This is a genomic window from Haloarcula laminariae (assembly GCF_025457605.1).
Classification (GTDB): domain Archaea; phylum Halobacteriota; class Halobacteria; order Halobacteriales; family Haloarculaceae; genus Haloarcula; species Haloarcula laminariae.
The window spans coordinates 1,715,425-1,736,517 of sequence record NZ_JAMZFY010000001.1; the positions used below are offsets into that span (position 1 = coordinate 1,715,425).

The following is a 21,093-nucleotide window of genomic DNA, read 5'->3' on the forward strand; positions in this document are numbered from 1 at the left end:
GTTATTGTCCTCCGATGGAGTCGGCTTCGCGGGCCGTCTCGCGGAGCTGGAGGATGTCGCCCTCGCGGACGGGACCGAGGACGTTCCGGGTGATGATTCGACCCTGGTTTTCGCCCTCGCGGAGTCGGCACTTGACCTGCATGGCCTCGCCGTGCATCCCCGTCTTGCCGACGATCTCGATGACCTCGGCCGACGTGGCGCCGCTACTTTCGGTCTCTTCAGCACTCATCTTTGGTCACCTCAGCGGAGCTCCTCGACCTTGGCGGCGATGTCCTCGACGTCGGCCTCGGCCTCACCGGCGTCGGTGATGGCGGCGGCGGCCGAGCCGACTTCGAGCCCGGCGGCGTGGCCGAGGTCGTCCTGCTGCTCGACGAAGATGAAGGGGACGCCCTTCTCGTCGGCCAGCTCGGGGATGTGCATGACGATCTCCTCGGGCTGGACGTCCTCGGCGACGAAGACGAGCTCGGCGGAGCCGCGCTCGACGGCCTTGGTCGTCTCGTTGGTTCCTTTCTTCACTGTGCCCGTGTCTCGTGCGACTTCCAGCGCTTCGAGGGCGTCGTCCTCGAGGTCGGCCGGAACGTCGAAATCTACGTATACTGGCATTTGTGTAGTCACCTCCTGCACGCGGGCTCAGGCTCCCCCGCCGTTCGCGGGAAATCCCGCGGCACGCCCCGCCGGCGCGCTGGTCCTGAGAAGGCTGGGAGCATCATCAACCCGGTGCAGGCTGTAATCGTCTGTGTGCCACGGGCCCTAAAAGCGCTTTCGAAGCCGAAACCGCGTGCCAGCCCGCCACACGGGTGGACACCGGTCGACGCGTGGCCCGCACCCTTTACCCACCTGGCCCGCCACAGGCCGCTATGGAGGAACGCGTCGGTCCGGACGACCGGACTCTCTACATCGACCGCGAGGACGGAGATATCGGCACGAAGGGCCCCTTCTTTGTCGTCTATCTCGACGACGAGCGCGAGCGCCGCTGGGGGTTCTTCTGTGGCAACTGCGAGACGTTCAACAACGCGATGGACTCGATGGGCCGCATCCGCTGTAACGACTGCAGCAACCTTCGCAAGGCCGAGGAGTGGGACGCGGCCCACGAGTAATCGCTGACCCCTTCCTGTCACCGATACATACAGTGGTAACGCTTATCACCCATCCAGTAGTAGGCTCCCGTAGATGGCGGCCGTTAGCACACCACTAGACGAGCAGGCTCGGTCGATATTCGACGACATCGGGTACACCGTGTCGCGCACCGACGAGGGACTACGAGCGGCACACAAGTGGCGGGAGGTCGGCGTCACAGTGCTCGAAGACGGGACAGCGCTCCCGGAGTCGGGGGAGATGCACTGCATCGTCACGCGCGCGCCGGAAGCGCCCGACGTCGGCGACCGGCTCGCGCGGATGGACGTCGGCTACGACTGGGCGGTCATCGGCGTCCGCGAGGACGGCGGCTACGACGTCGTCAGACCGTAGCCCAACACTTACCACCGATTCGGACGACCTCCGGCTGTGCAACCGACCGTTTTCACCGACGCTTTCGAACAGCTGTACGACGGTATCATCTCCGTACTGCCGGACCTCCTCACCGGCTTCGTCTTCCTGGCGCTCGCGGCCGTCGTAATCAAGCTCATCATGTTCGCCGTGCGCGCCGTCCTCGCCCGCGCCCTGCCCGGCGAAGCGCCGGTGTACCGCCAGTTCATCGCCGCGATAGTCCTCGTCTTCCTCTGGTTCGCCGTCGGGCTGTCCTTCCTCTCTATCGTCGGGCTGACGCTCATCGCGGCGTCGCTCGGGACCGCGGCCGGCTTCCTCGCGCTCGGCGTCTCCTACGCGCTCTCGGGGATGATAGCCGACGCGGTCGCCGGGGTCTACCTCCTCCGTGACCCGGACTTCAACCCCGGCGACACGGTCAAAGCCGGCGACACCACCGGTGAGGTCGCGGCCATCGAACTCCGTAAGACGCGGTTCCTGGTCGGCGGCGACACGGTGGTCCGAGCGAACGCCGAAATCGAGAAGGGATGGACGAAAATCGAGTCCGCCAGCTAGCTGCTCGGGTATCACAGCCGTTGACACGCGATATTTATAGCTGTTGGCGACTAACTCGTGAGCATGTTCATCGGCCACGCGCTGTTGGCGTTTGCCCTCGCCACCGTCGCGGCCGAGCGTGTCGGCGTGTCCCGAGAGCGGGCGCTCCGGTACGGGCTCTTCGCGGGCCTGTTCGCCGCCGTCCCGGACGTCGACGTCGTGTACGCGCCCGTCGGTCTCCTGCTGGAGTCGGTCGCGACGGTCGGCCCCGACGTGTTCTGGGAGACGGCGAACGTCATCCACCGGGGGCCGACGCACTCGCTGTTGCTGGGGACGGTCCTCGCGCTGGCCGTCTACTGCTGGGCCGTCGGAACGCGGCCGTCGAGGGTACTCTCACTCTCGCTGGCGGCCGTGCTGGTCGCCGCCGCCTGGCTGTTCAGCGGCCCCATCGGCGGCGTCGTCGTGAGCGTGTTCGCCCTCGCGGGGTTCGGCGTCGGTGCGTTGGCCACTCGCAACGCCGTCGGGCCGCGGCCGCTCCTCGCCGTTGCGCTCCTCGGGCTGCTCTCGCACCCGTTCGGTGACCTCCTCACCGGGTCGCCGCCCCCGTTTCTCTACCCCTTCGAGGCGATGCTCGTCGCCGAGCGTATCGCTCTCCACCCGGACCCGACGGGGCAGTTACTCGCGGCCTTCGCGGTCGAACTCGGCACCGTCTGGCTCGCTATCTGGGCCTACACCCGCCACAGCGACCGTCGGTTGCTCGACCTCGTCAGTCCCCGCGCCTCGCTGGGGGCCGGCTACGCCGCGGCCGCGCTGCTGTTGCCGGCGCCGACGATGGAGCAGTCGGCGCACTTCGTCTTCAGCGTCCTCGCCATCTCGGTCGTCGGTGCGCCGGTCAGACCGCTCAGTCGCGACGTCGACCGGCTCCGGATGGCGGTGACGGGGCTGACGGCCGTCAGCGTCGCCGCCGTCGCCTACGCGTTGGCCTACGGGCTGCTGTAAGGGCGACAGTGTTTTCCACCCACCGCGTTTGGTGGCGTCCATGAGCGCCGACGTGACGGACCTGTTGGGGGACCAGCGAATCAATGCGCTCCTCTCGTGGGCCGTCGTCGGGCTGATACTGGCGGCGGTCGCGGGCAGCGTCGCGAGTGGCGAGCTGTTGTGGGCGGCGTTTACCGGCGCCCTCGCCGCCATCGTGCTCCTGCCGCCGCTCTCGTACCGCAGCGTCGACGCGATGCTCCCCTGGGAGATGGTGTTGCTGTCGGCGTTACCGGTCGTCGGGCGGCTGTTCGCGTCGGTGCCGGTCACCGGCAACCTCGCGACGTATCTCTCGGTCGCCGCGGTGGCGCTTATCGTCGCCGTCGAGTTACAGCTGTTCACGCCGGTGAAGATGACGCCCCGGTTCGCCGTCGCCTTCGTCGGGGTCGCCACGATGGCGGCCGCCGGCGTCTGGGCCGTCGTTCGGTGGGGCGCCGACCGGACCCTGGGGACCGCGTTCATCCTCGACCCGGCGCTGTCGGAACACGCCGTCGAAGAGGCGCTGATGTGGGAGTTCGTCGCCTCGACGCTCGCCGGCGTCGGCGCGGGGGTGGTCTTCGCGCTGTACATCGGCTACAAGGTCGGGGCAGCACGGGTCCCCGAGGAGGTGCCACAATGAGGCTCCGGGAGTACGTCGGAATCAGCCAGCCCCGACAGCGCCAGGCCACGTACGCGATGGAGGTCGCGCTGGTCTGTATCCTCGCCGTCGGCATCGCCACCGGGAGCACCGGCGTCATCGTCAACACCGGCGTCGGGCTGCTCGTGACACAGCTCCCGGCGCTGTTCGAACGGGACTACGGCATCGCGCTCGACCCGGCGCTGACGCTGTGGATTACGACGGCGGTGTTCCTGCACGCCGTCGGCGTCATCGGGCTCCCGTGGGCCGACGCGAACTTCTACAAGAGCATCTGGTGGTGGGACCACCTCACCCACGCCCTCTCCTCGTCTATCGTCGCCGCCATCGGCTACACGACCGTGCGGGCGCTGGACCGCCACTCCGAGGAGATATACGTCCCGCCGCGGTTCATGTTCGTGTTCATCCTGCTGTTCGTGCTGGCCTTCGGCGTCGCGTGGGAAGTCCTCGAGTTCTCCATCACGCTCGCGGCCGAGGCGACCGGCAACGCGACGATACTCACGCAGTTCGGGCTCGGGGACACGATGCTCGACCTCGTCTTCGACACCATCGGCGCCATCGTGGTCGCGACGTGGGGGACCGCCCACCTGACCGACATCGTGGGCCTCCTGGAGGAGTTCCTCGACGGCCGTGAGAGCTGAGCGAGCGAGGTTTTATACCGGTATCGTGTGAACGCGTAGCACGCCATGGTGTTCAAGAAAATCACGCTGATAGGTACGAGTTCCGAGAGCTTCGACGCCGCCGCCGACGACGCTATCGAGCGGGCCGAAGCGACGCTCGACAACCTGATGTGGGTCGAAGTGGACGAGCTCGGCGTCGAGATAGCGAGCGTCGACGGACGGGAGTACCAGGCGGAAGTGACAGTGGCGTTCGAGCTAGAGGAGTAGGTACGCAGCGAAGCGGTTCAAGACAAAGAGCGGCGACGCCGTACTCAGGTGCGGAACGACTCGCCGCAGCCGCACTCGCTGACCACGTTGGGGTTCTCGACGTGGAACCCCGCGCCCTGCAGGCCGCCCTCGTAGGCCAGGACGGAGCCTTCTATGTAGTCGATGCTCGCGCCGTCGACGAACACGCGAAGCCCGTTGCGTTCGTAGACGGTGTCGCCGTCTTCCGGCTCGTGCTCGAAACGCATCCCATACGAGAGGCCCGCACAGCCGCCTTGCTGGACGAACAGGCGGAGTCCGGCCACGTCGGTGTCCATGTCTTCGCCCTCCAGTAGGTCGAGTGCCTCCTCGGCGGCTTCCTCGGTGACCCCGACGTTCTCGCCCCCGAGCTGTGGTTCGCCGTCTACGGTGCTGCTCATACGGAGTGGTGGGTCCCAGCCCTGTTAACCCTGACGCCGGCGTCCCGGTCCGTCACTCTTCGAACCGTTTTCGGACGCTCTCGGCGTGGGCTTCGAGCCCCTCGGCCTCGGCGAGCGTGGTAATCGTCTCGCTGATGTCGGCAAGCGAGTCCTCGGAGAGACGCTGTACCGTCGTCGACCGGACGAAGGTGTCCACCGAGAGGCCGCCGGTGACGCGGGCGGCCCCGCCGGTCGGGAGGACGTGGTTCGGCCCGGCGGCGTAGTCGCCGGCCGCGACGGGGCTGTACGGGCCGAGGAAGACGGAGCCGGCGGAGGGGATGCGGTCCAGCAACGCCTCGTCGTCGTCCGCCTGGATGGAGAGGTGCTCGGCCGCGTACTCCTCGGCGAACAGCACCGCCTCGCTCATCGAGCGGGCGTGGAAGACGCCGGAGGCGTCGCTTTCGAGCGCGGCCCGGACGACGGCCTCGCGCTCGCGCTCGCCGGCCTGCTCGTCGACGGCCTCGGCGACGGCCTCGGCCAGGTCCGCGTCGTCCGTGACGGCCACGACGGAGGCGTTCTCGTCGTGTTCGGCCTGTGCGACGAGGTCGGCCGCGACGAGGTCGGGGTCGGCGTCGCCGTCCGCGACGACCATGATTTCCGACGGCCCCGCGAGGAAATCGATGGCCACGTCGCCCCGTACTTCGGCCTTGGCGGCGGTGACCCAGCGGTTGCCGGGGCCGACGACGATGTCAGTCGCGGTCACCGACTCGGTGCCGTAGGCCAGCGCCGCGATGGCCTGGGCGCCGCCGACCTGGTAGACGGCGTCGGCCCCGGCGGCGTGGACGGCCGCGAGCGTGACCGGGTTGACCGTCTCTGCGGGCGGCGTGGCGACGGCGACGTGCTCGACGCCGGCCACCTTCGCGGGGATGACGCCCATCAGCGCGCTGGAGGGGTAGGCGGCGGTGCCGCCGGGGGCGTAGACGCCGGCGCTGTCCAGGGGGCTGAAGCGCCGTCCGAGCTCTCGCCCCTCGAAGTCCTCGCGCCAGTCCTCGGGGCGCTGGCGCTCGTGGAACTCGCGGATGTTCCCGGCCGCGTCTTCGATGGCCGTCCGAATGTCGTCGTCTATCTCCTCGTAGGCGCGCTCGGCGGCGTCGGTGATGTCGACGTTCCCGACTTCGACGTCATCGAAGTCGCTGGCGAAGCGCCGCAGAGCCACGTCGCCCTCCTCGCGGACCGCGTCGACGATGTCGGCCACGTCGTCACGGACCGCGTCGACGCCCGCATCCCGGTCGAACAGCGCGGACCGCTCCTCGGGGCCGAGGTCGGCGACAGTACGTACGTTCATGGGTCGGCTTCGAGACGGGCGGAAAAACGGGTTTCCCTTCGCCGCTACCGGTAGACGGTCGAGGTGAGATGCAACACGGAGACGCCGCCGGTCGTCCCGACCAGCGCGGTGGCGACGACGACGCTCGTCAGCGACGGCAGCCCCCCGCCGCCCGTGCCGACGAGCAGGACCGCGGCCACGGCGACGGCGACACAGAGCAGGACCAGGTGAGCGAGCAGCCACGGGAGAACGTCCCGCAGCGCACCGAGCGTCCGTCCGAACCCGCTGCGGGTCTCGACGCCGACGCGCTGGCCCGGGCGGTAGTACTCCGCGGCCGTCGCGTAGCCGTCGCTCGCGCTGACTTGCTGTGGGGACCGCGGGTCGGCGCTCTCGCTTTCGGTCCCCTTTGCCATCCGCTCCGCGGCCTCTGCAACGGTCTCCCCGCCAGGACTGTCGCCGCTATCGCTCGCTTCGGAACCGTTCCAGCCGTCGAGGTGCTTTTGGACGTACGCCTCGTGACCCAGCCGGTCGTAGCGTGCCCGCTCCGTTTCGTCGGTGAGTACGTCCCTGGCCGTGGTCAGTCGCTTGAACCGGGCCTGGGCATCAGGGTCGTCGGTGACGTCCGGGTGGGCGGTCTTCACCTGCTCGCGGTACGCGCGGACGATGGACCGTTCGTCCGCGTCGGGGTCGACGCCGAGGGCGGCGTAGAGCGTGGGCATGATTTTGGAGGGGTTGTTAAATCTATTGGCCGAATACCTACATGAAACTATCGACGGTTACGAACGCCGATACGCGCCGTGGTTCGAACGGCAGAACGGCTGGCTGGCCCGCACATCGGCCCCACAGCCGGTTCGACCACCTGTCGGACAGGGGCTGAGCGTGCGGGGACCTACGCCAGCCACTCCTCGGGCTTCGTGTTGTAGTCGATGTCCGTCGCAGCGAGGTGCTCCACGTCGCTCCACTGGACGTCGTCGACCGACACCTCCTCGCCGTCGTAGCGGAGCCGCTTCCCGACCTCTTCGGGCTCCGGCTCGCGGTCCCGCCGCTTTGCGACCTCGATGTCGTGGTCGTCGAACTCCTTGACGATAGTCAGCAGGTTCACGGGGCGGCCCCACAGCTCGAACACCCGTTTGAGGACCTCGATGGCCTGCTCGCGGTCCAGCGTGATGCCGTTGTACCGGTGGGCCAGCAGGAGCTCGTTGCGATTCCGGTAGTTGCCGTCCTGGACCACGATGGTCGGCTTGCCGAAGTTCGTGAACTGCAACATCAGCTTCTTTTTCACGTCCTCGTGGTCCGTCGAGGTGACCCGGTAGTCGCCGGAGGCGTGGGTGTACTCGTAGGTGAAGTAGTCGTTGTCGTCGACGAACTCCTGGGTGAGAAACTCGTCGAGGAAGGTCACGTCGTTGTGGCTCTCCCGTATCTCGCGCATCCGGTCCCAGCCGCGGGTGTACTCCACGTCCGCGAGGGCGTCGGCGACGCTGTCGTAGCGCGTGTCGTCGAACATGTACCGCGAGACCCGCTCCAGTTCGGCCTGGCCGACCCGCGAGACGAAACCGCGGTACTGTGGCTTGACCAGCGAGTAGTGGCGCTGGGCCAGCCCCTCGTAGGTCAGCACCTTCCAGGGGTATTTCGCCACGTCGAACGCCCCCTCGCGGGCTCTGGCCAGCGCGTCGGCGTCGACTCGCGGGTCCTCGGGGTCGAGCTCGTCCACGTGGCCGGGCACGTCCTGTAGCCACGCGGGCGGTTCCAGGTGGTCCTGTACCGCGGCGAAATCGACCACGTCGTGGAACGTCCGCCAGGTGATGCCGTCGACCCGGAGGAGACGCTCGACTATCTCGCGGCGGTTCTCGGTGTTCTCGACGTACTCCCACAGCTCCAGCCCGAGGCTGTAGGGGTTGAGCCCGGGCGACCCCAGGACCTGGGCCATGTGGTCCGAGTAGAGGACGAACTCGTCGTCGCCGGCGAAGCGCTCGCCGGTCATCATCAGCGACTCCCAGTAGGCGGCCCACCCCTCGTTCATCACCTTCGTCATCTTCTGGGGGGCGAAATAATACGCCTCCCGCCGCAGAATCTCCAGGACCTCCTTCTGCCAGTCGGCCATCTCCACGGCTTTCCCGGCGTTCTCGTCGTAGGCCATCCCGTGCTTTCGCAGGAAGCCGACGACGTCTTTCTGCGGTTCGCTGGGGAAGGTGACGCCGGAGTCCTCGTCGGACTGGGCGTCCAGCCACTCCTCGTCGAACACCTGCCGCTTGACCTCCTCTGAGAGGTCCAGCTCGTCCAGTTGCTCGCTGACGTCGACGCCCTCTATCTCTTCGAGCCGGTCGCGGGCCGTCTCGACCGGGCTGTAAGGCCGGTGCTGGTCGATGTTGTCCTCCAGACAGAGGACGTGGTCGATAAACCGCTCGACGTCGCTGCGGTCGATGTCCGGGTCCTGCATGTGCTCCCGGATGGTGTCGGCGTGGCGGGCGAGCATCCCCGCGGCGTCGGGGCCGCGGCCGTCGCCGTCGTCCCCCGCCGCCCGCGGCGGGGCGCCGCCGCTGAACAGGCCGAACCACTCGTTGTTCGCGAAGAAGTCGGCGTGGGCCTCGACGTGGGTGATGACCGCCTTCTGGTCGGCCAGGGTGTTGGACTCCTGGAGGAACGCGTGGGAGGGGTCGTCGTTGTTGACGATTTCGAAGGCCTTCCCGCCGAGGAACTGCCCCTGTTTCTGCTGGCGGTCGTACTGCATCCCCCACCGCCAGTGGGGGTAGCGCTGCTGGAAGCCGCCGTAGGCGATGAGCTCGTTCATCTCGTCGTAGTCGACGACCCAGTAGTTCACCGGGTAGGGCGTCAGCCCCAGTTTCTCGGCGAGGTTGCTCGCCTCGCGGACCGGCTCTCCGAGTTCGTCGGCGATGCGCTGTTTCCGGAATCTGTCGTCGTTCATTCTGACTCCTCCGTGCTGAGGATTTCGTAGATGGCGTCGACCACGTCCTCGGGCGAGGTGACGTAGGCCACGGCGACGTTGTCCGAGCCCTGGAAGCTGCGTTCGACCTCCTCGGCGTGGGTCGCGTTGATGGCGTTGCCCGACGGCTGGGTCTCGACGTAGGCGTGGAGGTTCGCGGGAATCTCCTCCATCAGCGGGATGACCCGCTCCTCGGTGTCGTTCGAGGAGTTCTCGCTGTCGCCCGCCGCGAAGACGTAGCGGTTCCACTCGCTCCAGGGGTACTCCTCCTCCAGCACCGCGGCGGCCAGTTCGTACGCGCTGGAGATGCGGGTCCCCCCGCCCGAGCGGATGCCGAAGAACTCGTCGCGGTCGACCTCCCAGGCGTCGGCGTCGTGGGCGATGTAGACGAACTCGGCGTTGTCGTACTTGCCTTGGAGATACCAGTCCAGCGGCGTGAACGTGCGTTCGACCAGCTCGCGCTTCTGCTGGCGCATGCTCCCGGAGACGTCGCGGATGTTGACCACGACGACGTTCTTCTCGCGCTCCTCGACGATTTCGGGGTAGCGGTAGCGCTCGTCCTCGCGCCGGAACGGAATCTGGTCGACGCCCTCCCGGCGGATGCGGGTGGAGGTGTTCTCCCGCTCGACGCTCGCCTCCATCTCCTCGATGGAGTCGTACGTGGACTTCTCGTCGGCCGTGAGGTCGCCGTAGGCGTCGTCCAACCACGCCTTCGAGACGGGGATGTTGCCCTCGCGGGCCCACTCGAAGACCGCCGCGGGGCCCCACCCCTCGACTTTCAGCGCCTCGTGGACGTAGGACTCGTCGAAGTCCATCGCGAGCTTGCGCTTGAGCCCCTGCTTGAACAGCCGCTCGAAGTCGAGCGTCGAGGAGGGACCGCTCCGGGTGATGTCGGTGAAGTCGCCCTCCGTCTCCTCGACCACCGTCTTGCCCTTCGGGTCGAGGTCGAGCCCGAGCTGTTCGTCCAGCTCCTGGGCGAACTCCTCGGGGTCCATCTCGTAGTACTCGTGTTCGCCGCCCTCCTCGCCGGGCTCGCCGTCTTCCCCCTCCTCGTCCCCGTCGCCGGGCTGGGGCTGTGGCTGACCGACGGGGTCGCCCTCCTCGGCGCCCTCGCCCTGGCCGACACCGCCCTTGTCGCGCTGGTCGTAGGCGAACTCCGGCAGGTCGACTATCTTGATGGGTATCTTGACCTCGTCGTTCCGTGACTGGCCCAGGTCGCCGTACTGGATGAAATCCGCCAGGTCCTGGCGGCGCTCCTCGCCCACTTCGCGGTACCGTTCGAGGTCGTCTTTCAGTCCCATCTGTAGCTCACCTGGCTCATGACGTGGCGGCTGGTCAGTTCGGCCGCGGCCTCGCTGTAGCCGTGCATCTCCATCATGTTCCGTATCGTCGTCTCCTTGAGTGCGGCCGTCTCGGTGCCGGAGGGCGGGTTATCCCACTGTGCCGGCTCGAAGTCCTCGTAGGCCCGCTTGACGTCGTCCCAGTCGTGGCTGCCCAGCACGGTCTTGATGACCGGAATCTCCTTCGGCGAGACGTCGCCGACGCGGAACTCCTCGTCGCGGCGCTGCCACGCGTGGCGGTTCAGCGCCGTGATTATCTTGTCGGTGCGGAACTTCGTGACCGCGTGGTCGGGCTCGTTGCCCTCGTAGTTCCTCTCGTCGAACCGCCCGAGGTGCTCTATCTCGAACACCTTCATCTTCAGCGGGTCCGGGTCGACGTACTCCCCGCGTTCGTTCTCTATCTGGTCGTCGGAGGCCCAGGCGTACACCTGCTCGATGTACTCCTCGACGGTGGCCTCGTCGACGCGCTTGTCCCGCATCATGGCGGCCAGCACGTCCCGCTCCTGTTCGCCGAAGACGTAGTTTTTCACCGGGACGACGCGCTCCTCGTACTCGGTCGCCTCGCCGGACGAGAACACCGGCGCGCCGTCCAGCCCCTCGGCGATGGCGTTGAGCACGTCCCGCGGCATGATGACGTGTTCGACCGGCAGGTCGGGGTGGTGGCGGTCCTGTGTCTCGTGGAGCAGGTCGGCGACGACGTCCCGGACGTAGGTCACGGGGATGCCGTGGTCGCCGTCGGCGGCCGTCGTCTCGATGTCGTAGTCGTCGATGTCCACCCGCTCGTCGCCCTCCATCAGGTAGCCCCGGTCGAAGAGCAGCGCCTTCTCGACCAGGTCGAGCCCGGCCGGGACGTTCGAGTTGTCCAGCCGGGAGACGACGGCGTACAGCGCCGCCGCCTCGATAGTGTGGGGGGCGATGTCCTTCTCCGTCGGCGTCTCCAGGTCGTCCCTGACCGACACCGAGACGGGCTCTTGAATCCACGTCTCCAGCTCCTCCCAGGACTCGGGGTCCCAGACGCTGGTCTCGTTCGTCAGTTCCCGGCGGAGCAGCTGCGTCTCGAGCGAGAGGTTCGTCAGGTAGGTGAACTCGTGTTTGTCCAGCCGGCGCTTGAGCGCCTTCAGCGGGTCCTGGCCCTCCCGGTCGGCGTGTTGGTTCAGCTGGGCCTCCAGGTCGGGGTTCGAGATGATGACGAGCTGGGTGTCCACGTCCATCCCGATGCCCTTGTCCAGCTTGACGCGGCTCTCGTCGGGGACGTTCAGCAGCTTCTGGAGCAGGTCGGCGTGCTGGGCGGCGTCCTCGACGACCGTCAGCAGGCCGTTGCCCTGTGAGAGCACGCCGTCGTAGGAGAACGCCTGCGGGTTCTTCCGCCCCCGGGAGTCGAGTTCGCGGAGCATCCCGTGCATCCACGACCCGACGAGTCGTTCCTTGGGCGTCCCCTCGTCCTCGGAGTGGAGGACGCCGATGCCCCGCCCCACGTCCACGACGAAGTTCTTCACCCGGAGATGCGAGGGGTCGGTGACCGCCGAAAAGAGGTTCTCCTCGCCCGCTCGGCGGTACTGCTCCTCCAGGAAGTCGTACGCCTCCCTGGAGAACGGGTCCAGTTCGCCGTCGACGCGAATCTCGATGTGGTCGTCGAGCCGGTCGTTTATCTCGGCCAGCAGCTCCTCGCGGACGTCTTTCGGGAACACCGTCAGCGGGTGGGCCTGTACCGGACTCTCGTACCAGTCGTCCTCGTCCTCGACGGGCGTGTCGCCGTAGGTCAGCGCGCTGTCGCTGCCGCCGGCGCCGGCGACGTTCCACTCCACGGTGTAGCGCCGACCCTCGGGCGTCCGGGAGTACTCCCGCAGGCCGTTGATGAGACAGCGCTTGAGCTCCGATTTGCCCGTCGCCGTCGGTCCTTCGAGCCAGACTATCTTCTCGTCTTTCCCCCTGCCCGCCGCGATGGAGCGCAGGTCGTCGACGAAGGCGTTCAGGACCTCCGTGTTGCCCAGGATGGCGTGCTCGCCGTCGTTGTGGGGGTCGTCGAAGAAGCGGTAGCGCTCCTTCTCCTCGCCCTCCTCGATGACGGTCCGGGTGCCGGCGGCCTCGATGGCCGCCAGCAGGTACTTCGAGGCGTGGGCGGCGATTCCGGGCGTCTCCAGGACGGTGTCGACGTACTCCCCGAGGCTCATCGGCTCCTCGTAGGTGGCATCGAGCGAGTCGTCGGCGCGGTCGATGTACTCCTCGCCGCTCATCTACTCCTCCATCTCGCTTTTGGCGACCTCCGCGCCGGCGAATTCGAGCACTTCCTTCGCGCCCTCCTCGGAGTACCCCTGTTCGATGAGGGCGTCTATCCACTGGTTGCGCTCGTCGTCCTCCATCTCCCCCGAGGAGACCAGCGCGGAGAAGTTGATGTTGTGTTTCTTGTCCTCCCAGAGCTTCCGTTCCAGCGCGCGGCGCAGGCGGTCGTTGTCCTGCGGGTTGAACGTATCGCCCTCTCGCGCTCTCCGCGAGACCCAGTTGCTGACTTCCTGGCGGAAGTCGTCCTTGCGGTCCTCGGGGAGATTGAGCTTCTCCTCGACCGAGCGGAGGAACTGCTCGTCCGGCTCCTGCTCGCGGCCGGTCAGCTCGTCCTCGACGGTGTCGTCGTCGATGTAGGCCATCACGTGGTCCATGTACTTCTCGCCCTGGCGCTGTATCTCGTCCATGTCGTAGGCCAGCGCGTGGCGTACGTCCTCGATGGCCCGCTCCTTGTACTCCTCGCGGACCAGTTCCAGGAACCGGTAGTACTCGTCGAAGGACTCCGAATCGATGGAGCCGTGATTTTCGAGGTTCCCCTCCAGGTGGTTGAACGTCGTCAGCGGCGAGAGGAAGTCCCGGCTGCGGTGCATCGAGTCCATGATGGCCTCGGCTATCTCGTCGCCGATGAACCGGGGCGAGACGCCGTCCATCCCCTCGCGGATGTCGGCGGCCTGCTCGGCCTCCTCCCGGAGTTTCTTGACGTCGATGTCGTCGGCCTCGTCTATCTCGCCGTTGTACGCCTTGGCCTTCTGAACGAGTTCGACGGACTCCGTATCGGGCTCCTCGATGCGGGTAAGGACGCCGAACAGGCCCGCCATCTCCAGGGTGTGGGGCTCGACCTGGATGTCCGGCAGGTCGGCGTTCCGGAGCATCTTCCGGTATATCTTGGCTTCCTCCTCGTACTGGAGCACGTAGGGGAAGTCGATGCGCTTGGTCCGGTCGTTGAACGCCTCCATCTTCTCGTCGCCCTTCTTGTCCCGGTACTCGGGCATGTTCGTCCGGCCGACGATTACCTGGTCGATGTCGATACGGGGGTTGTTCTTGGGCTTGATTGTCTGTTCTTGACTGGCATGGAGGAAGTCATAGAGGAACTCCCGCTGGAGCTTCAGCAGCTCCTCGCCGGAGAAGATACCGCGGTTGGCGTTACAGAACGCCCCCGAGTAGTCGAACGCCCGCGGGTCGCTCTCGCCGTAGATGGCGATTTTGGAGTAGTTGACGTCGCCGGTGAGCTCGGTCTCGTCCTGGTTTTTCTTGTCCTTGGGCTCGAACGTCTCGATACCCTGGCGGCGGTTCTCGTCGGCGACGAAGCGGACGATTTCGATGTGGTTCTCCAGGACCTGCTGGAGGTCGTCGTCGTAGTACGCCAGCAGCCGGTCCATGTAGAACTCCGAGGCCGGGTCGAGGCTCTGCTCGTTTCGGATGGTGTAGGGCGCGTCCAGGGCCTCGTTGATGTCCTCGATGACTTTCTCGCGCTGGTCCTGTGGCAGCAACACGAGCGGGTCCTGGTTCATCGGCGAGCGGACCACGTCGTCGCCCGGGTCCTGGTCCGAAATCACGTCACAGAGGTTCGTCCAGCGGAAGGTGTACATCCGTCCGTCGTCGCCGCGGGTGTAGTCCTCGTAGTAGTGTCGCACCTGCCGGTCGAAGTCGGACTTCCCCGAGCCGACCGGGCCCAGGAGGAGCTTGATACGCTTTTCGGGGCCGAGCCCGCGTGCGCCGGACTTGACCTTGTTGACGAACTCGTGGATGGCCTCGTGGACCTCCCGCCCGTAGAAGGTGTTCTCCCCCTCGTGGATGGGGTCCTCGCTGGCTATCTTGTACTCGACGACACCGGCGTCTTCGTCGTACTCCGTCCCGTAGTAGTCGAACATGTCCGCCACGCGCTGGTGGGCGTTGCGGGCGACCTTCGGGTCCTCGTACAGCTGGTCGAGATACCAGTCGAACGTCCGGGTGGTCCGGAGGTCCGCCGGTATCGTGTCCTGGTACTCCTGGCTCAGTGCTTCGAGTGTCTCTTTGTTCTGGCTCATGCTAGTTCGAATGGGTCCGCACGCGACGCTGCCGACGCGACGCTACCGCTTCGGGAACAGTCCGACTGTGACAGCCGCCGCTCCGACAGTGAATCACCTGGAGCCGCGGCATGACCCGCCCGACCGGGTCGATTGGTAACTGATGCCATGATAGTTGTGGCGGGGCGAGGACGGGGACCGCTCCACCCTCTCGGTAACGGGTGACAGCCTTCGACTGTGTTTCCGATACTATTTATTGTATGAGTGCTTCAACATTAAGAGCCTTTTGCCAGAGTACATAAAACACCGGAAGCTGCACCCGGATATCTACGGGTGAACCGGGGGACTGCGTCGCGTCGGTATGGTATGACACGGCAGTATTTCGGAACGTAGTTTATAAGCAATCGTAACCGCGGTCAGCCGACAGCGTATTGCCCCCCGAGCCACAGCGACCGGTATGGACCTTGCGGCCCTGGCCGAGGACTGGACGGTGTGGAACCGGACCGAGACGGAGCTCATCCTCGCGTACCGGCCCGACGTCTTCGACACCGAGAGCTTCCCCGCGCCCTGTCTCCCGACGATTTACCTGACGCGGGGTAAACGGACCCGCCGTCCCGGCGTCGACCGGGCCGGCGAGGAGTGGTACGTGACGCTGTATCTGGAGCCGGAGGTGGACCACCAGGAAGCGGTCGTGCCGGACCGGGACGCCGCCGTCGCGGCCGCTGTCGACCTCGCCGAGGAGTTCGCCGCCGGCGAGTTCGACTTCCGGTCGCTGTATCAGGTCCCCCGCGAGTCGTATCTCGCGGAACTGGACACGTTGACCGGGAGAGCCTGACACTTACCTTCCGTGCCCGTCTAGACCGGGTATGACAACTGTCACGCTCGTCGGCACGCGCCTCGCCGAGGCCGGCGAGGAGTTCGTCTACCACGGCGAAGCCGCCGGCTGTTCGGGCTGTCCGTATCGCGACCAGTGTCTCAACCTCACGCCGGGGCGGCGATACCGCATCACGACGGTCCGCGAGAGCGGCCAGACGCTCGACTGCGCGGTCCACGACGGGGGCGTCCGCGCCGTCGAGGTAGAGCCCGCGCCCGTCCGCGTGAACGTCCCGACCAAGGGCGCGTTCGCCGGAAGCAAGGCCGAACTCGCCGGCCCGTGCCCCCACACCGAGTGTCCGAGCCACCCCTACTGCGAACCCCAGGGGGTGGACTTCGACGCCGAGTACCGCATCACGGAGGTCGTCGGCGACCCGCCCCACGACTACTGCATGCTGGACCGGGACCTCACGATGGTCGAGTTCGAGGCGCCCGAGGACGCCTGAGCCAGCGGGCGGCTACTCCAGCGTTCCGACGTGGCTCCCCATGTAGCCGAAGACGTCCTCGTACCCCTCGGCCGACAGCAACACGGGGTGGAAGGCCTCGTCGGCGTACAGCGTCTCCCCGTCGGCCGCGGCGACGGGGTCGCCCGCGGCCACCGGCTCGAAGTTCCGCACGAACACCTCGTACTTCTCGGCGGCGTCTTTCGGAATCGGACCGCCCAGCTGGAACACCGGCAGCGATGCGTTCCGGACCGGCGCCGGCTCGTCCGTGACGCCCAGCGCGGCCAGGAACTCCCGGATGACCTGCTCGGCGTTCTCGGCGGCCTCGGGCGAGCCCTGGTAGCCACACTCGACCTCGATGGTCGACGGGACGACCGAGAACAGCCGCCCCTCGTTGTTGCCCTTGGTCCGAACCACGGCATCGACCGAGAGCTTCGGACAGACCTCCCGCGCCAGGTCCGAGAGCTCGTCGACCAGCGCGAACATCCCCTCGTAGGACTGCGTGGAGTGCAGGGAGAGGACGGTACAGCCACGGAGTTCCGCCGCCAGTTCCGCCGCCAGGCGCATCTCGTAGACGTCGCTGTCCGGGTCCCCGGGGAACACCCGATTGAGGTCGAGTTCGAGGTAGCGCTCGCCGGCGGCCAGCGCCCGCTCGTTGACAACGATGAACTTCACGGGCTCGGACACCTCGGGCGGGTCCGCGAGCACCGCCTCGATACCGTCGCGGCCACAGGGCTCGTCGCCGTGGATGCTGCCGACGACAGCTATCGACGGCTCACCCTCACCCAGTTGCTCCACTCGCATCTGTTCGTAGCTCAGTTACCGGATCCTAGTATATGTGTGGGTTTGGTGTCGAGCTGGGAGACACTCACGAGTCCGACGAGAGCGCCTTGGTTGTCAGGCTTTTATTATACATCCCACCGTCCGGAGCGTATGCGACGTCGTAGAATGCTCGGGCTGACCGGAATCGCACTCACAACGGGGGCCGCCGGCTGTCTGACGAACCCCGAAGGGGGCTCTGGGGCCGCCGACGAGCATAGTGCGACCCCCAGTGACACCGCAGATTCCGGCGCCGGGACGCCGACCGAGACAGATGCTGGGTCGGCGACCGACGCCCCCAGTTCGGCGTCCGCGGTGACGGAACCGATATACGAACTCTGGGGCGCGTACAACGACGAGGACGCGGGCCGACTCGTCGACACGTACCACCCCGAGGCGCCCGACGCGCCCACGGAGTCCTCCATCCCTTTCCAGGGAACGGTGACCATCGAGAGCACGACAGTCCTCGCCCGGTCCGAGGATTCGGCGACCGTCGAGGTCGAAGCCACCATCTCCGGGGAACTCAACGAGTCCCAGACGCAACTATTCGAGTTGCGACGCCACGACGGCGAGTGGAAGGTATGGTCGTACGAAGAGGCGGGGGACGGCTCGTCGGAGCCGGCGACACCGCAGGCCGTGTTCGAGTTCGAATTCGACGAGTCCGCGGCCGGCGCGAGCGACGAGGGCGTCCTGCGGATTACCCACAGCGGCGGCGACAACATCGACGCCGCCAGGCTCTACATCCGCGGCACGGGCATCGTCGAAACTTCGGGGGCGACTCCGGACGTCACGAAACAGGACACCGACTGGGGCAGTGCGACTGGCACCACCGAAGTCACTGCGGGGACGGAGATAACGGTGGGCGTGACGTCCGACTGTGACATCCGCGTCGTCTGGGCCACCGAAAGCACGAGTCAGACGCTCGCGTCCTACCAGGGCCCCGGCAACTGACTCCGGTCAGTCGAACTCCGCGGCGAAGTCGTAGTCGGCCTCGTCAGCGACGGGGTGGCCGTCGTCGAGGCGTATCCGCCAGCCATCGAGCGTCGACGGGTCCGACAGCGCGTTCGTGAGGGTGGTCCGCACGTCGAGGAGGTCCACGCCGTAGTAATCGTTCGGGACGCCCCGGAAGTACTGGAGCGACGTGCGAAACAGCGACCGCATCCCGTCACTGTCCTCGAAGTCGAACTGCTTGTACGCGCCGGCGGCGACCTGGACCATCCCGTGGAGGAACTTGCTCTCGGTGCTCCCGCGGCCGTAGTTGTACCACTCGGCCTCGAAACAGTCGTGTGACTCGTGGAACCCGCCGTCGTTGTACAGCCGGACCCCGTGGACGACGGCCCGACGCAGCGTGGCGTGTTCCCACTGCCCGTCGGCGCGCCACCCGGTCGGGTTCCCCGCCGGCGGTCCGACGCTGTCGTCGCGCGTGTGGTCGTCCATACCACAGTGTCGGCCGCCCGAGGGGTCAATCTAGCGGTCCCGGCGACGGTTCCGTACGACATTTATACCGCTGTGCATTTGTGGGAACTGCATACGGCGCGTGCGAGGGTAGCCAAGCCCGGAAACGGCGGCGGACTCAAGATCCGCTCCTGTAGAGGTCCAAGGGTTCAAATCCCTTCCCTCGCATCGCCGCGTGGCCAACACGGTCGCGCACGGTGCGGAAGACGCTCTCGGAGCGCTCTTCCCTCGCAAAAATTCTGGTGTGATAGACCGAACAGAGACGGCGGCGGACTCAACTTCCGCTCCTGTAGAGTCGTCGCGAGCGGTGCAACCGCGAGCGACTGCTCGGAAGACGAAGCGGCGAACGGCGTAGCCGTGAGCGCGCGAGTCTTCCGGTGGTCCAAGGGTTCAAATCCCTTCCCTCGCATCGCCGCGTGGCCAACACGGTCGCGCACGGTGCGGAAGACGCTCTCGGAGCGCTCTTCCCTCGCAAAACTTCTAACGGGACCCCATCACGTAGCAGTTGCCGGTCCCGCGCCACGGCCGGGTTGCCCCAGACCGAGATGCTAAATCCGTCGCGCCGCCAGAGCCACCCATGCCGGATTCAGCACATCGTGTCGCAATCGCCGAGCGGGCCGCGAGGGCCGGCGGTGCCGTCGCACGCGAGACCTTCCGCGGGGACCTCGCCGTCGAGACGAAAGCGAACAAGAACGACGTCGTCACGGCGACCGACCGGGACGCCCAGGCGCAGGTTGTCGCCACCGTCAGGGAGGAGTTCCCCGACGACCCGTTCCTCTGTGAGGAGGAACTGGTCGCGCGCTCGGGCCCCGAGACGGCCGAAAGCGAGCCCACGGCCGTGTCGTCGGTCCCGGAGGCGGGCCCGGCGTGGGTCGTCGACCCCATCGACGGGACGGCGAACTTCGTCCGCGGGCTGCGAATCTGGACGACCAGCGTCGCCGCGACGGTCGACGGCGAGACCGTCGGCGCGGCGACGTACATGCCGTCGATGGGGGACCTCTACGCGAGTGGCCCGGAGACCGCGACGCGGGACGGGACGACGCTGTCGGTGAGCGAGCGGACCGACCCCGAGACGTTCGTGGTGACTCCCGTCGGCTGGTGGGACCTCGATGACCGCGCGGAGTTCGGCCGGCTCTGTACCGCCGTCGGCGAGCGGTTCGGCGACATGCGCCGCATCGGGAGCTTTCAGGCGACGCTCGCGTTCGTCGCCGACGGGGCCATCGAAGGGGTCGTCTGTCCGACGCCGACCCACCCGTGGGACACGCTAGCCGGCGTCCACCTGGTCCGGCAGGCCGGCGGGACGGTCACCGACCTGGAGGGAGCGCGCTGGACCGCGGACAGCCCGGGCCTCGTCGCCTCAAACGGCGAAGCCCACGATGAACTACTCGCCGCCGCGAACGCCGCGCTGGAGTAGCTGCGGGGGACCTGTCACGGTCCGACGAGCCACACGCGCGACCGGAAGCCTGAAATCGACGCCCGCCGGTCACATGGCCATGAACACCTTCGAGCGGCTCAGCGAGAAGTACGGGGTCGCCCGGCTCTGGGTCGCCTCATTCGTCGCCGTCGTGGTCGCCGTCGCCGGGGCGGCGGTCGCGATGCCGACACGCGTCTGGGACCGCTTTCTCTGGCACTACTTCTGGGGCCCGGTGTACGCCGACGCGAAGGCCGCGAGCTGCGCGGTGATGACCGACGGGGGACCGGAGCCGCTGTACTCGGGCTGTGCGGACGCCGTACAGAGCGGGGCCGTCGTCGCCGAACCCGGCTACACCCTCGTCTCCGAAATCGGTTACATGCTCATCCTTGTGTACATGCTCGTCGGCGTCTACCTCCTGTTGGAGCGGTTGGACATCGCCGAGGACCCGAACCTCTACTTCGCGTTCGTCCCGTTCATGCTGCTCGGCGGCGCGTTGCGCGTCGTCGAGGACGGGACTGACCGCGCCGTCGATGCCGGCGTGACGCCGCTCGTCGAGTACCCGCTGAGCTCGCTCATCATCAGCCCCGTCATCTACGGTGTCGTCTTCGCCATGACGCTGGTCGCCCTGCTTGCCTGTCTCGAACTCGACCGGCGCGGCGTCGTCGGGAGCTACTACCGTGCGACGGCCGGCGTCGGCGTCACGCTGGTCGTGGCGACGATGGCCTACCTCACCATGGGGGCGCTGACGACCGACTACTCCACGCTGTACCCCGTCGTACTCATCGCGACGGTCGGTATCGCGTCGGTGCTCTCGTACGGACTCTACTGGCTGTTCGACCACTACGCCCCGGAGGTCAACAGCGGCACCGGCTACATCGGCCTGCTGGTCATCTGGGGCCACGCCATCGACGGCGTCGCCAACGTCCTGCTGGCCGACTGGCTCGACGCCCTCTCGGTCCCGCTCACCTACTACCCGAAACACCCCGCCAACGCCTTCATCATCTCGACTACGGAGGCGCTCCAGCCCGCCGGGCTCACCGCCGCTATCGGCACCTCCTGGCCGTTCCTCTTCGTGAAACTCGCCGTCGCTTCCCTCGTCGTCTGGCTGTTCAACGACGAGTTCCTGGCGGAGAGCCCGCGCTACGCCCTGCTCCTGCTCATCGCTGTCACCGCCGTCGGGCTCGGTCCCGGCACGCGGGACATGCTGCGGGCCACGTTCGGTATCTGACTG

General features: G+C 67.0%; 23 protein-coding genes and 1 tRNA gene. 13 read left to right on the forward strand and 11 right to left on the reverse strand.

What is annotated here, in order from left to right:
• Nucleotide 1: 1 nt before the first annotated feature.
• Both NJQ98_RS08835 and rpl7ae read right to left on the reverse strand, forming a co-directional pair.
• The gene (locus tag NJQ98_RS08835) at nucleotides 2–229 is read right to left on the reverse strand and encodes a 30S ribosomal protein S28e (RefSeq protein ID WP_262177907.1); all 228 of its coding nucleotides are present in this window, start codon (nucleotides 227–229) and stop codon (nucleotides 2–4) included.
• Between the two features lie 11 nt (nucleotides 230–240).
• The gene (gene rpl7ae / locus NJQ98_RS08840; protein ID WP_262177908.1) at nucleotides 241–603 is read right to left on the reverse strand and encodes a 50S ribosomal protein L7Ae; all 363 of its coding nucleotides are present in this window, start codon (nucleotides 601–603) and stop codon (nucleotides 241–243) included.
• A gap of 254 nt (nucleotides 604–857) precedes the next feature.
• On the opposite strand from rpl7ae, the gene NJQ98_RS08845 reads away from it, so the two are divergent.
• The 7 genes from NJQ98_RS08845 (at nucleotide 858) to NJQ98_RS08875 (ending at nucleotide 4,572) form a co-directional block, all read left to right on the forward strand.
• Complete coding sequence (locus NJQ98_RS08845) at nucleotides 858–1,097, forward strand: DUF5816 domain-containing protein (RefSeq protein WP_262177909.1); 240 nt, start codon at nucleotides 858–860, stop codon at nucleotides 1,095–1,097.
• Between the two features lie 73 nt (nucleotides 1,098–1,170).
• Complete coding sequence (locus tag NJQ98_RS08850; protein WP_262177910.1) at nucleotides 1,171–1,467, forward strand: DUF7116 family protein; 297 nt, start codon at nucleotides 1,171–1,173, stop codon at nucleotides 1,465–1,467.
• A gap of 36 nt (nucleotides 1,468–1,503) precedes the next feature.
• Nucleotides 1,504–2,037 (forward strand): mechanosensitive ion channel family protein, encoded by a 534-nt coding sequence (locus NJQ98_RS08855; protein WP_262177911.1) that lies wholly within the window; start codon nucleotides 1,504–1,506, stop codon nucleotides 2,035–2,037.
• 63 nt (nucleotides 2,038–2,100) lie between these two features.
• Nucleotides 2,101–3,015, forward strand: coding sequence for a metal-dependent hydrolase (locus NJQ98_RS08860; RefSeq protein ID WP_262177912.1), 915 nt, complete (start codon nucleotides 2,101–2,103; stop codon nucleotides 3,013–3,015).
• Between the two features lie 40 nt (nucleotides 3,016–3,055).
• Nucleotides 3,056–3,670 carry a hypothetical protein gene (locus NJQ98_RS08865; protein ID WP_262177913.1) on the forward strand — a complete coding sequence of 205 codons (615 nt, stop codon included), beginning with the start codon at nucleotides 3,056–3,058 and terminating at the stop codon, nucleotides 3,668–3,670.
• A complete protein-coding gene (locus tag NJQ98_RS08870) occupies nucleotides 3,667–4,326 on the forward strand; it encodes a DUF2238 domain-containing protein (protein WP_262177914.1) in 660 nt (219 codons plus the stop codon). Before NJQ98_RS08865 ends, NJQ98_RS08870 begins: the two co-directional genes overlap by 4 nt.
• 45 nt (nucleotides 4,327–4,371) lie before the next feature.
• Entirely contained in the window at nucleotides 4,372–4,572 is a 201-nt protein-coding gene (locus NJQ98_RS08875; protein ID WP_262177915.1) for a dodecin, read from the forward strand.
• Nucleotides 4,573–4,616: 44 nt separating this feature from the next.
• Here NJQ98_RS08875 and NJQ98_RS08880 read toward each other — a convergent pair whose 3' ends face one another.
• The 7 genes from NJQ98_RS08880 to NJQ98_RS08910 all read right to left on the reverse strand — a co-directional run bounded on the left by NJQ98_RS08880 (nucleotide 4,617) and on the right by NJQ98_RS08910 (nucleotide 14,879).
• Nucleotides 4,617–4,988: a HesB/IscA family protein gene (locus NJQ98_RS08880; protein WP_262177916.1), complete on the reverse strand. Its 372-nt coding sequence runs from the start codon at nucleotides 4,986–4,988 to the stop codon at nucleotides 4,617–4,619.
• A 52-nt stretch (nucleotides 4,989–5,040) separates the two neighbouring features.
• The gene (hisD, locus tag NJQ98_RS08885) at nucleotides 5,041–6,312 is read right to left on the reverse strand and encodes a histidinol dehydrogenase (protein WP_262177917.1); all 1,272 of its coding nucleotides are present in this window, start codon (nucleotides 6,310–6,312) and stop codon (nucleotides 5,041–5,043) included.
• 44 nt (nucleotides 6,313–6,356) lie between these two features.
• Nucleotides 6,357–7,010 (reverse strand): DnaJ domain-containing protein, encoded by a 654-nt coding sequence (locus tag NJQ98_RS08890; RefSeq protein WP_262177918.1) that lies wholly within the window; start codon nucleotides 7,008–7,010, stop codon nucleotides 6,357–6,359.
• 170 nt (nucleotides 7,011–7,180) lie between these two features.
• A complete protein-coding gene (locus NJQ98_RS08895) occupies nucleotides 7,181–9,214 on the reverse strand; it encodes a SpoVR family protein (protein ID WP_262177919.1) in 2,034 nt (677 codons plus the stop codon).
• Nucleotides 9,211–10,533 (reverse strand): YeaH/YhbH family protein, encoded by a 1,323-nt coding sequence (locus NJQ98_RS08900; protein ID WP_262177920.1) that lies wholly within the window; start codon nucleotides 10,531–10,533, stop codon nucleotides 9,211–9,213. Before NJQ98_RS08900 ends, NJQ98_RS08895 begins: the two co-directional genes overlap by 4 nt.
• Nucleotides 10,524–12,806, reverse strand: coding sequence for a PrkA family serine protein kinase (locus NJQ98_RS08905; protein ID WP_262177921.1), 2,283 nt, complete (start codon nucleotides 12,804–12,806; stop codon nucleotides 10,524–10,526). Before NJQ98_RS08905 ends, NJQ98_RS08900 begins: the two co-directional genes overlap by 10 nt.
• Nucleotides 12,807–14,879: a PrkA family serine protein kinase gene (locus NJQ98_RS08910; protein ID WP_262177922.1), complete on the reverse strand. Its 2,073-nt coding sequence runs from the start codon at nucleotides 14,877–14,879 to the stop codon at nucleotides 12,807–12,809.
• A 436-nt stretch (nucleotides 14,880–15,315) separates the two neighbouring features.
• Here NJQ98_RS08910 and NJQ98_RS08915 point away from each other — a divergent pair, with 436 nt between their 5' ends.
• Complete coding sequence (locus NJQ98_RS08915; RefSeq protein WP_262177923.1) at nucleotides 15,316–15,693, forward strand: DUF5820 family protein; 378 nt, start codon at nucleotides 15,316–15,318, stop codon at nucleotides 15,691–15,693.
• 31 nt (nucleotides 15,694–15,724) lie between these two features.
• On the forward strand, nucleotides 15,725–16,177 hold the full coding sequence (locus NJQ98_RS08920) for a UPF0179 family protein (RefSeq protein WP_262177924.1): 453 nt from the start codon (nucleotides 15,725–15,727) through the stop codon (nucleotides 16,175–16,177).
• Nucleotides 16,178–16,189: 12 nt separating this feature from the next.
• Here the strand turns inward: NJQ98_RS08920 and NJQ98_RS08925 are convergent, their stop codons facing one another.
• Nucleotides 16,190–16,978, reverse strand: a complete 789-nt coding sequence (locus tag NJQ98_RS08925; RefSeq protein WP_262177925.1) for a M14 family metallopeptidase — start codon at nucleotides 16,976–16,978, stop codon at nucleotides 16,190–16,192.
• Nucleotides 16,979–17,107: 129 nt separating this feature from the next.
• Here NJQ98_RS08925 and NJQ98_RS08930 point away from each other — a divergent pair, with 129 nt between their 5' ends.
• Nucleotides 17,108–17,944, forward strand: coding sequence for a hypothetical protein (locus tag NJQ98_RS08930; protein ID WP_262177926.1), 837 nt, complete (start codon nucleotides 17,108–17,110; stop codon nucleotides 17,942–17,944).
• Between the two features lie 6 nt (nucleotides 17,945–17,950).
• On the opposite strand, the gene NJQ98_RS08935 is transcribed toward NJQ98_RS08930, so the two are convergent.
• Nucleotides 17,951–18,430 carry a DUF309 domain-containing protein gene (locus NJQ98_RS08935; protein WP_262177927.1) on the reverse strand — a complete coding sequence of 160 codons (480 nt, stop codon included), beginning with the start codon at nucleotides 18,428–18,430 and terminating at the stop codon, nucleotides 17,951–17,953.
• A gap of 102 nt (nucleotides 18,431–18,532) precedes the next feature.
• Here NJQ98_RS08935 and NJQ98_RS08940 point away from each other — a divergent pair.
• The 3 genes from NJQ98_RS08940 to NJQ98_RS08950 all read left to right on the forward strand — a co-directional run bounded on the left by NJQ98_RS08940 (nucleotide 18,533) and on the right by NJQ98_RS08950 (nucleotide 21,090).
• Nucleotides 18,533–18,616, forward strand: a tRNA-Leu gene (locus NJQ98_RS08940).
• 409 nt (nucleotides 18,617–19,025) lie between these two features.
• Entirely contained in the window at nucleotides 19,026–19,862 is an 837-nt protein-coding gene (locus NJQ98_RS08945) for an inositol monophosphatase family protein (protein ID WP_262177928.1), read from the forward strand.
• 79 nt (nucleotides 19,863–19,941) lie between these two features.
• On the forward strand, nucleotides 19,942–21,090 hold the full coding sequence (locus NJQ98_RS08950; RefSeq protein ID WP_262177929.1) for a DUF63 family protein: 1,149 nt from the start codon (nucleotides 19,942–19,944) through the stop codon (nucleotides 21,088–21,090).
• Nucleotides 21,091–21,093: the final 3 nt, after the last annotated feature.

Bases quoted from the DNA above. Each gene is read 5' to 3' on its own strand.
- NJQ98_RS08910 (WP_262177922.1), bottom strand. From the start codon at position 14,879: ATGAGCCAGAACAAAGAGACACTCGAAGCACTGAGCCAGGAGTACCAG.
- NJQ98_RS08850 (WP_262177910.1), top strand. From the start codon at position 1,171: ATGGCGGCCGTTAGCACACCACTAGACGAGCAGGCTCGGTCGATATTC.
- NJQ98_RS08865 (WP_262177913.1), top strand. From the start codon at position 3,056: ATGAGCGCCGACGTGACGGACCTGTTGGGGGACCAGCGAATCAATGCG.
- NJQ98_RS08950 (WP_262177929.1), top strand. From the start codon at position 19,942: ATGAACACCTTCGAGCGGCTCAGCGAGAAGTACGGGGTCGCCCGGCTC.
- NJQ98_RS08860 (WP_262177912.1), top strand. From the start codon at position 2,101: ATGTTCATCGGCCACGCGCTGTTGGCGTTTGCCCTCGCCACCGTCGCG.
- NJQ98_RS08880 (WP_262177916.1), bottom strand. From the start codon at position 4,988: ATGAGCAGCACCGTAGACGGCGAACCACAGCTCGGGGGCGAGAACGTC.
- NJQ98_RS08915 (WP_262177923.1), top strand. From the start codon at position 15,316: ATGGACCTTGCGGCCCTGGCCGAGGACTGGACGGTGTGGAACCGGACC.
- NJQ98_RS08895 (WP_262177919.1), bottom strand. From the start codon at position 9,214: ATGAACGACGACAGATTCCGGAAACAGCGCATCGCCGACGAACTCGGA.
- hisD (WP_262177917.1), bottom strand. From the start codon at position 6,312: ATGAACGTACGTACTGTCGCCGACCTCGGCCCCGAGGAGCGGTCCGCG.
- NJQ98_RS08935 (WP_262177927.1), bottom strand. From the start codon at position 18,430: ATGGACGACCACACGCGCGACGACAGCGTCGGACCGCCGGCGGGGAAC.
- NJQ98_RS08890 (WP_262177918.1), bottom strand. From the start codon at position 7,010: ATGCCCACGCTCTACGCCGCCCTCGGCGTCGACCCCGACGCGGACGAA.
- NJQ98_RS08945 (WP_262177928.1), top strand. From the start codon at position 19,026: ATGCCGGATTCAGCACATCGTGTCGCAATCGCCGAGCGGGCCGCGAGG.
- NJQ98_RS08875 (WP_262177915.1), top strand. From the start codon at position 4,372: ATGGTGTTCAAGAAAATCACGCTGATAGGTACGAGTTCCGAGAGCTTC.
- NJQ98_RS08925 (WP_262177925.1), bottom strand. From the start codon at position 16,978: ATGCGAGTGGAGCAACTGGGTGAGGGTGAGCCGTCGATAGCTGTCGTC.
- NJQ98_RS08920 (WP_262177924.1), top strand. From the start codon at position 15,725: ATGACAACTGTCACGCTCGTCGGCACGCGCCTCGCCGAGGCCGGCGAG.
- NJQ98_RS08870 (WP_262177914.1), top strand. From the start codon at position 3,667: ATGAGGCTCCGGGAGTACGTCGGAATCAGCCAGCCCCGACAGCGCCAG.
- NJQ98_RS08905 (WP_262177921.1), bottom strand. From the start codon at position 12,806: ATGAGCGGCGAGGAGTACATCGACCGCGCCGACGACTCGCTCGATGCC.
- NJQ98_RS08930 (WP_262177926.1), top strand. From the start codon at position 17,108: ATGCGACGTCGTAGAATGCTCGGGCTGACCGGAATCGCACTCACAACG.
- NJQ98_RS08845 (WP_262177909.1), top strand. From the start codon at position 858: ATGGAGGAACGCGTCGGTCCGGACGACCGGACTCTCTACATCGACCGC.
- rpl7ae (WP_262177908.1), bottom strand. From the start codon at position 603: ATGCCAGTATACGTAGATTTCGACGTTCCGGCCGACCTCGAGGACGAC.
- NJQ98_RS08835 (WP_262177907.1), bottom strand. From the start codon at position 229: ATGAGTGCTGAAGAGACCGAAAGTAGCGGCGCCACGTCGGCCGAGGTC.
- NJQ98_RS08900 (WP_262177920.1), bottom strand. From the start codon at position 10,533: ATGGGACTGAAAGACGACCTCGAACGGTACCGCGAAGTGGGCGAGGAG.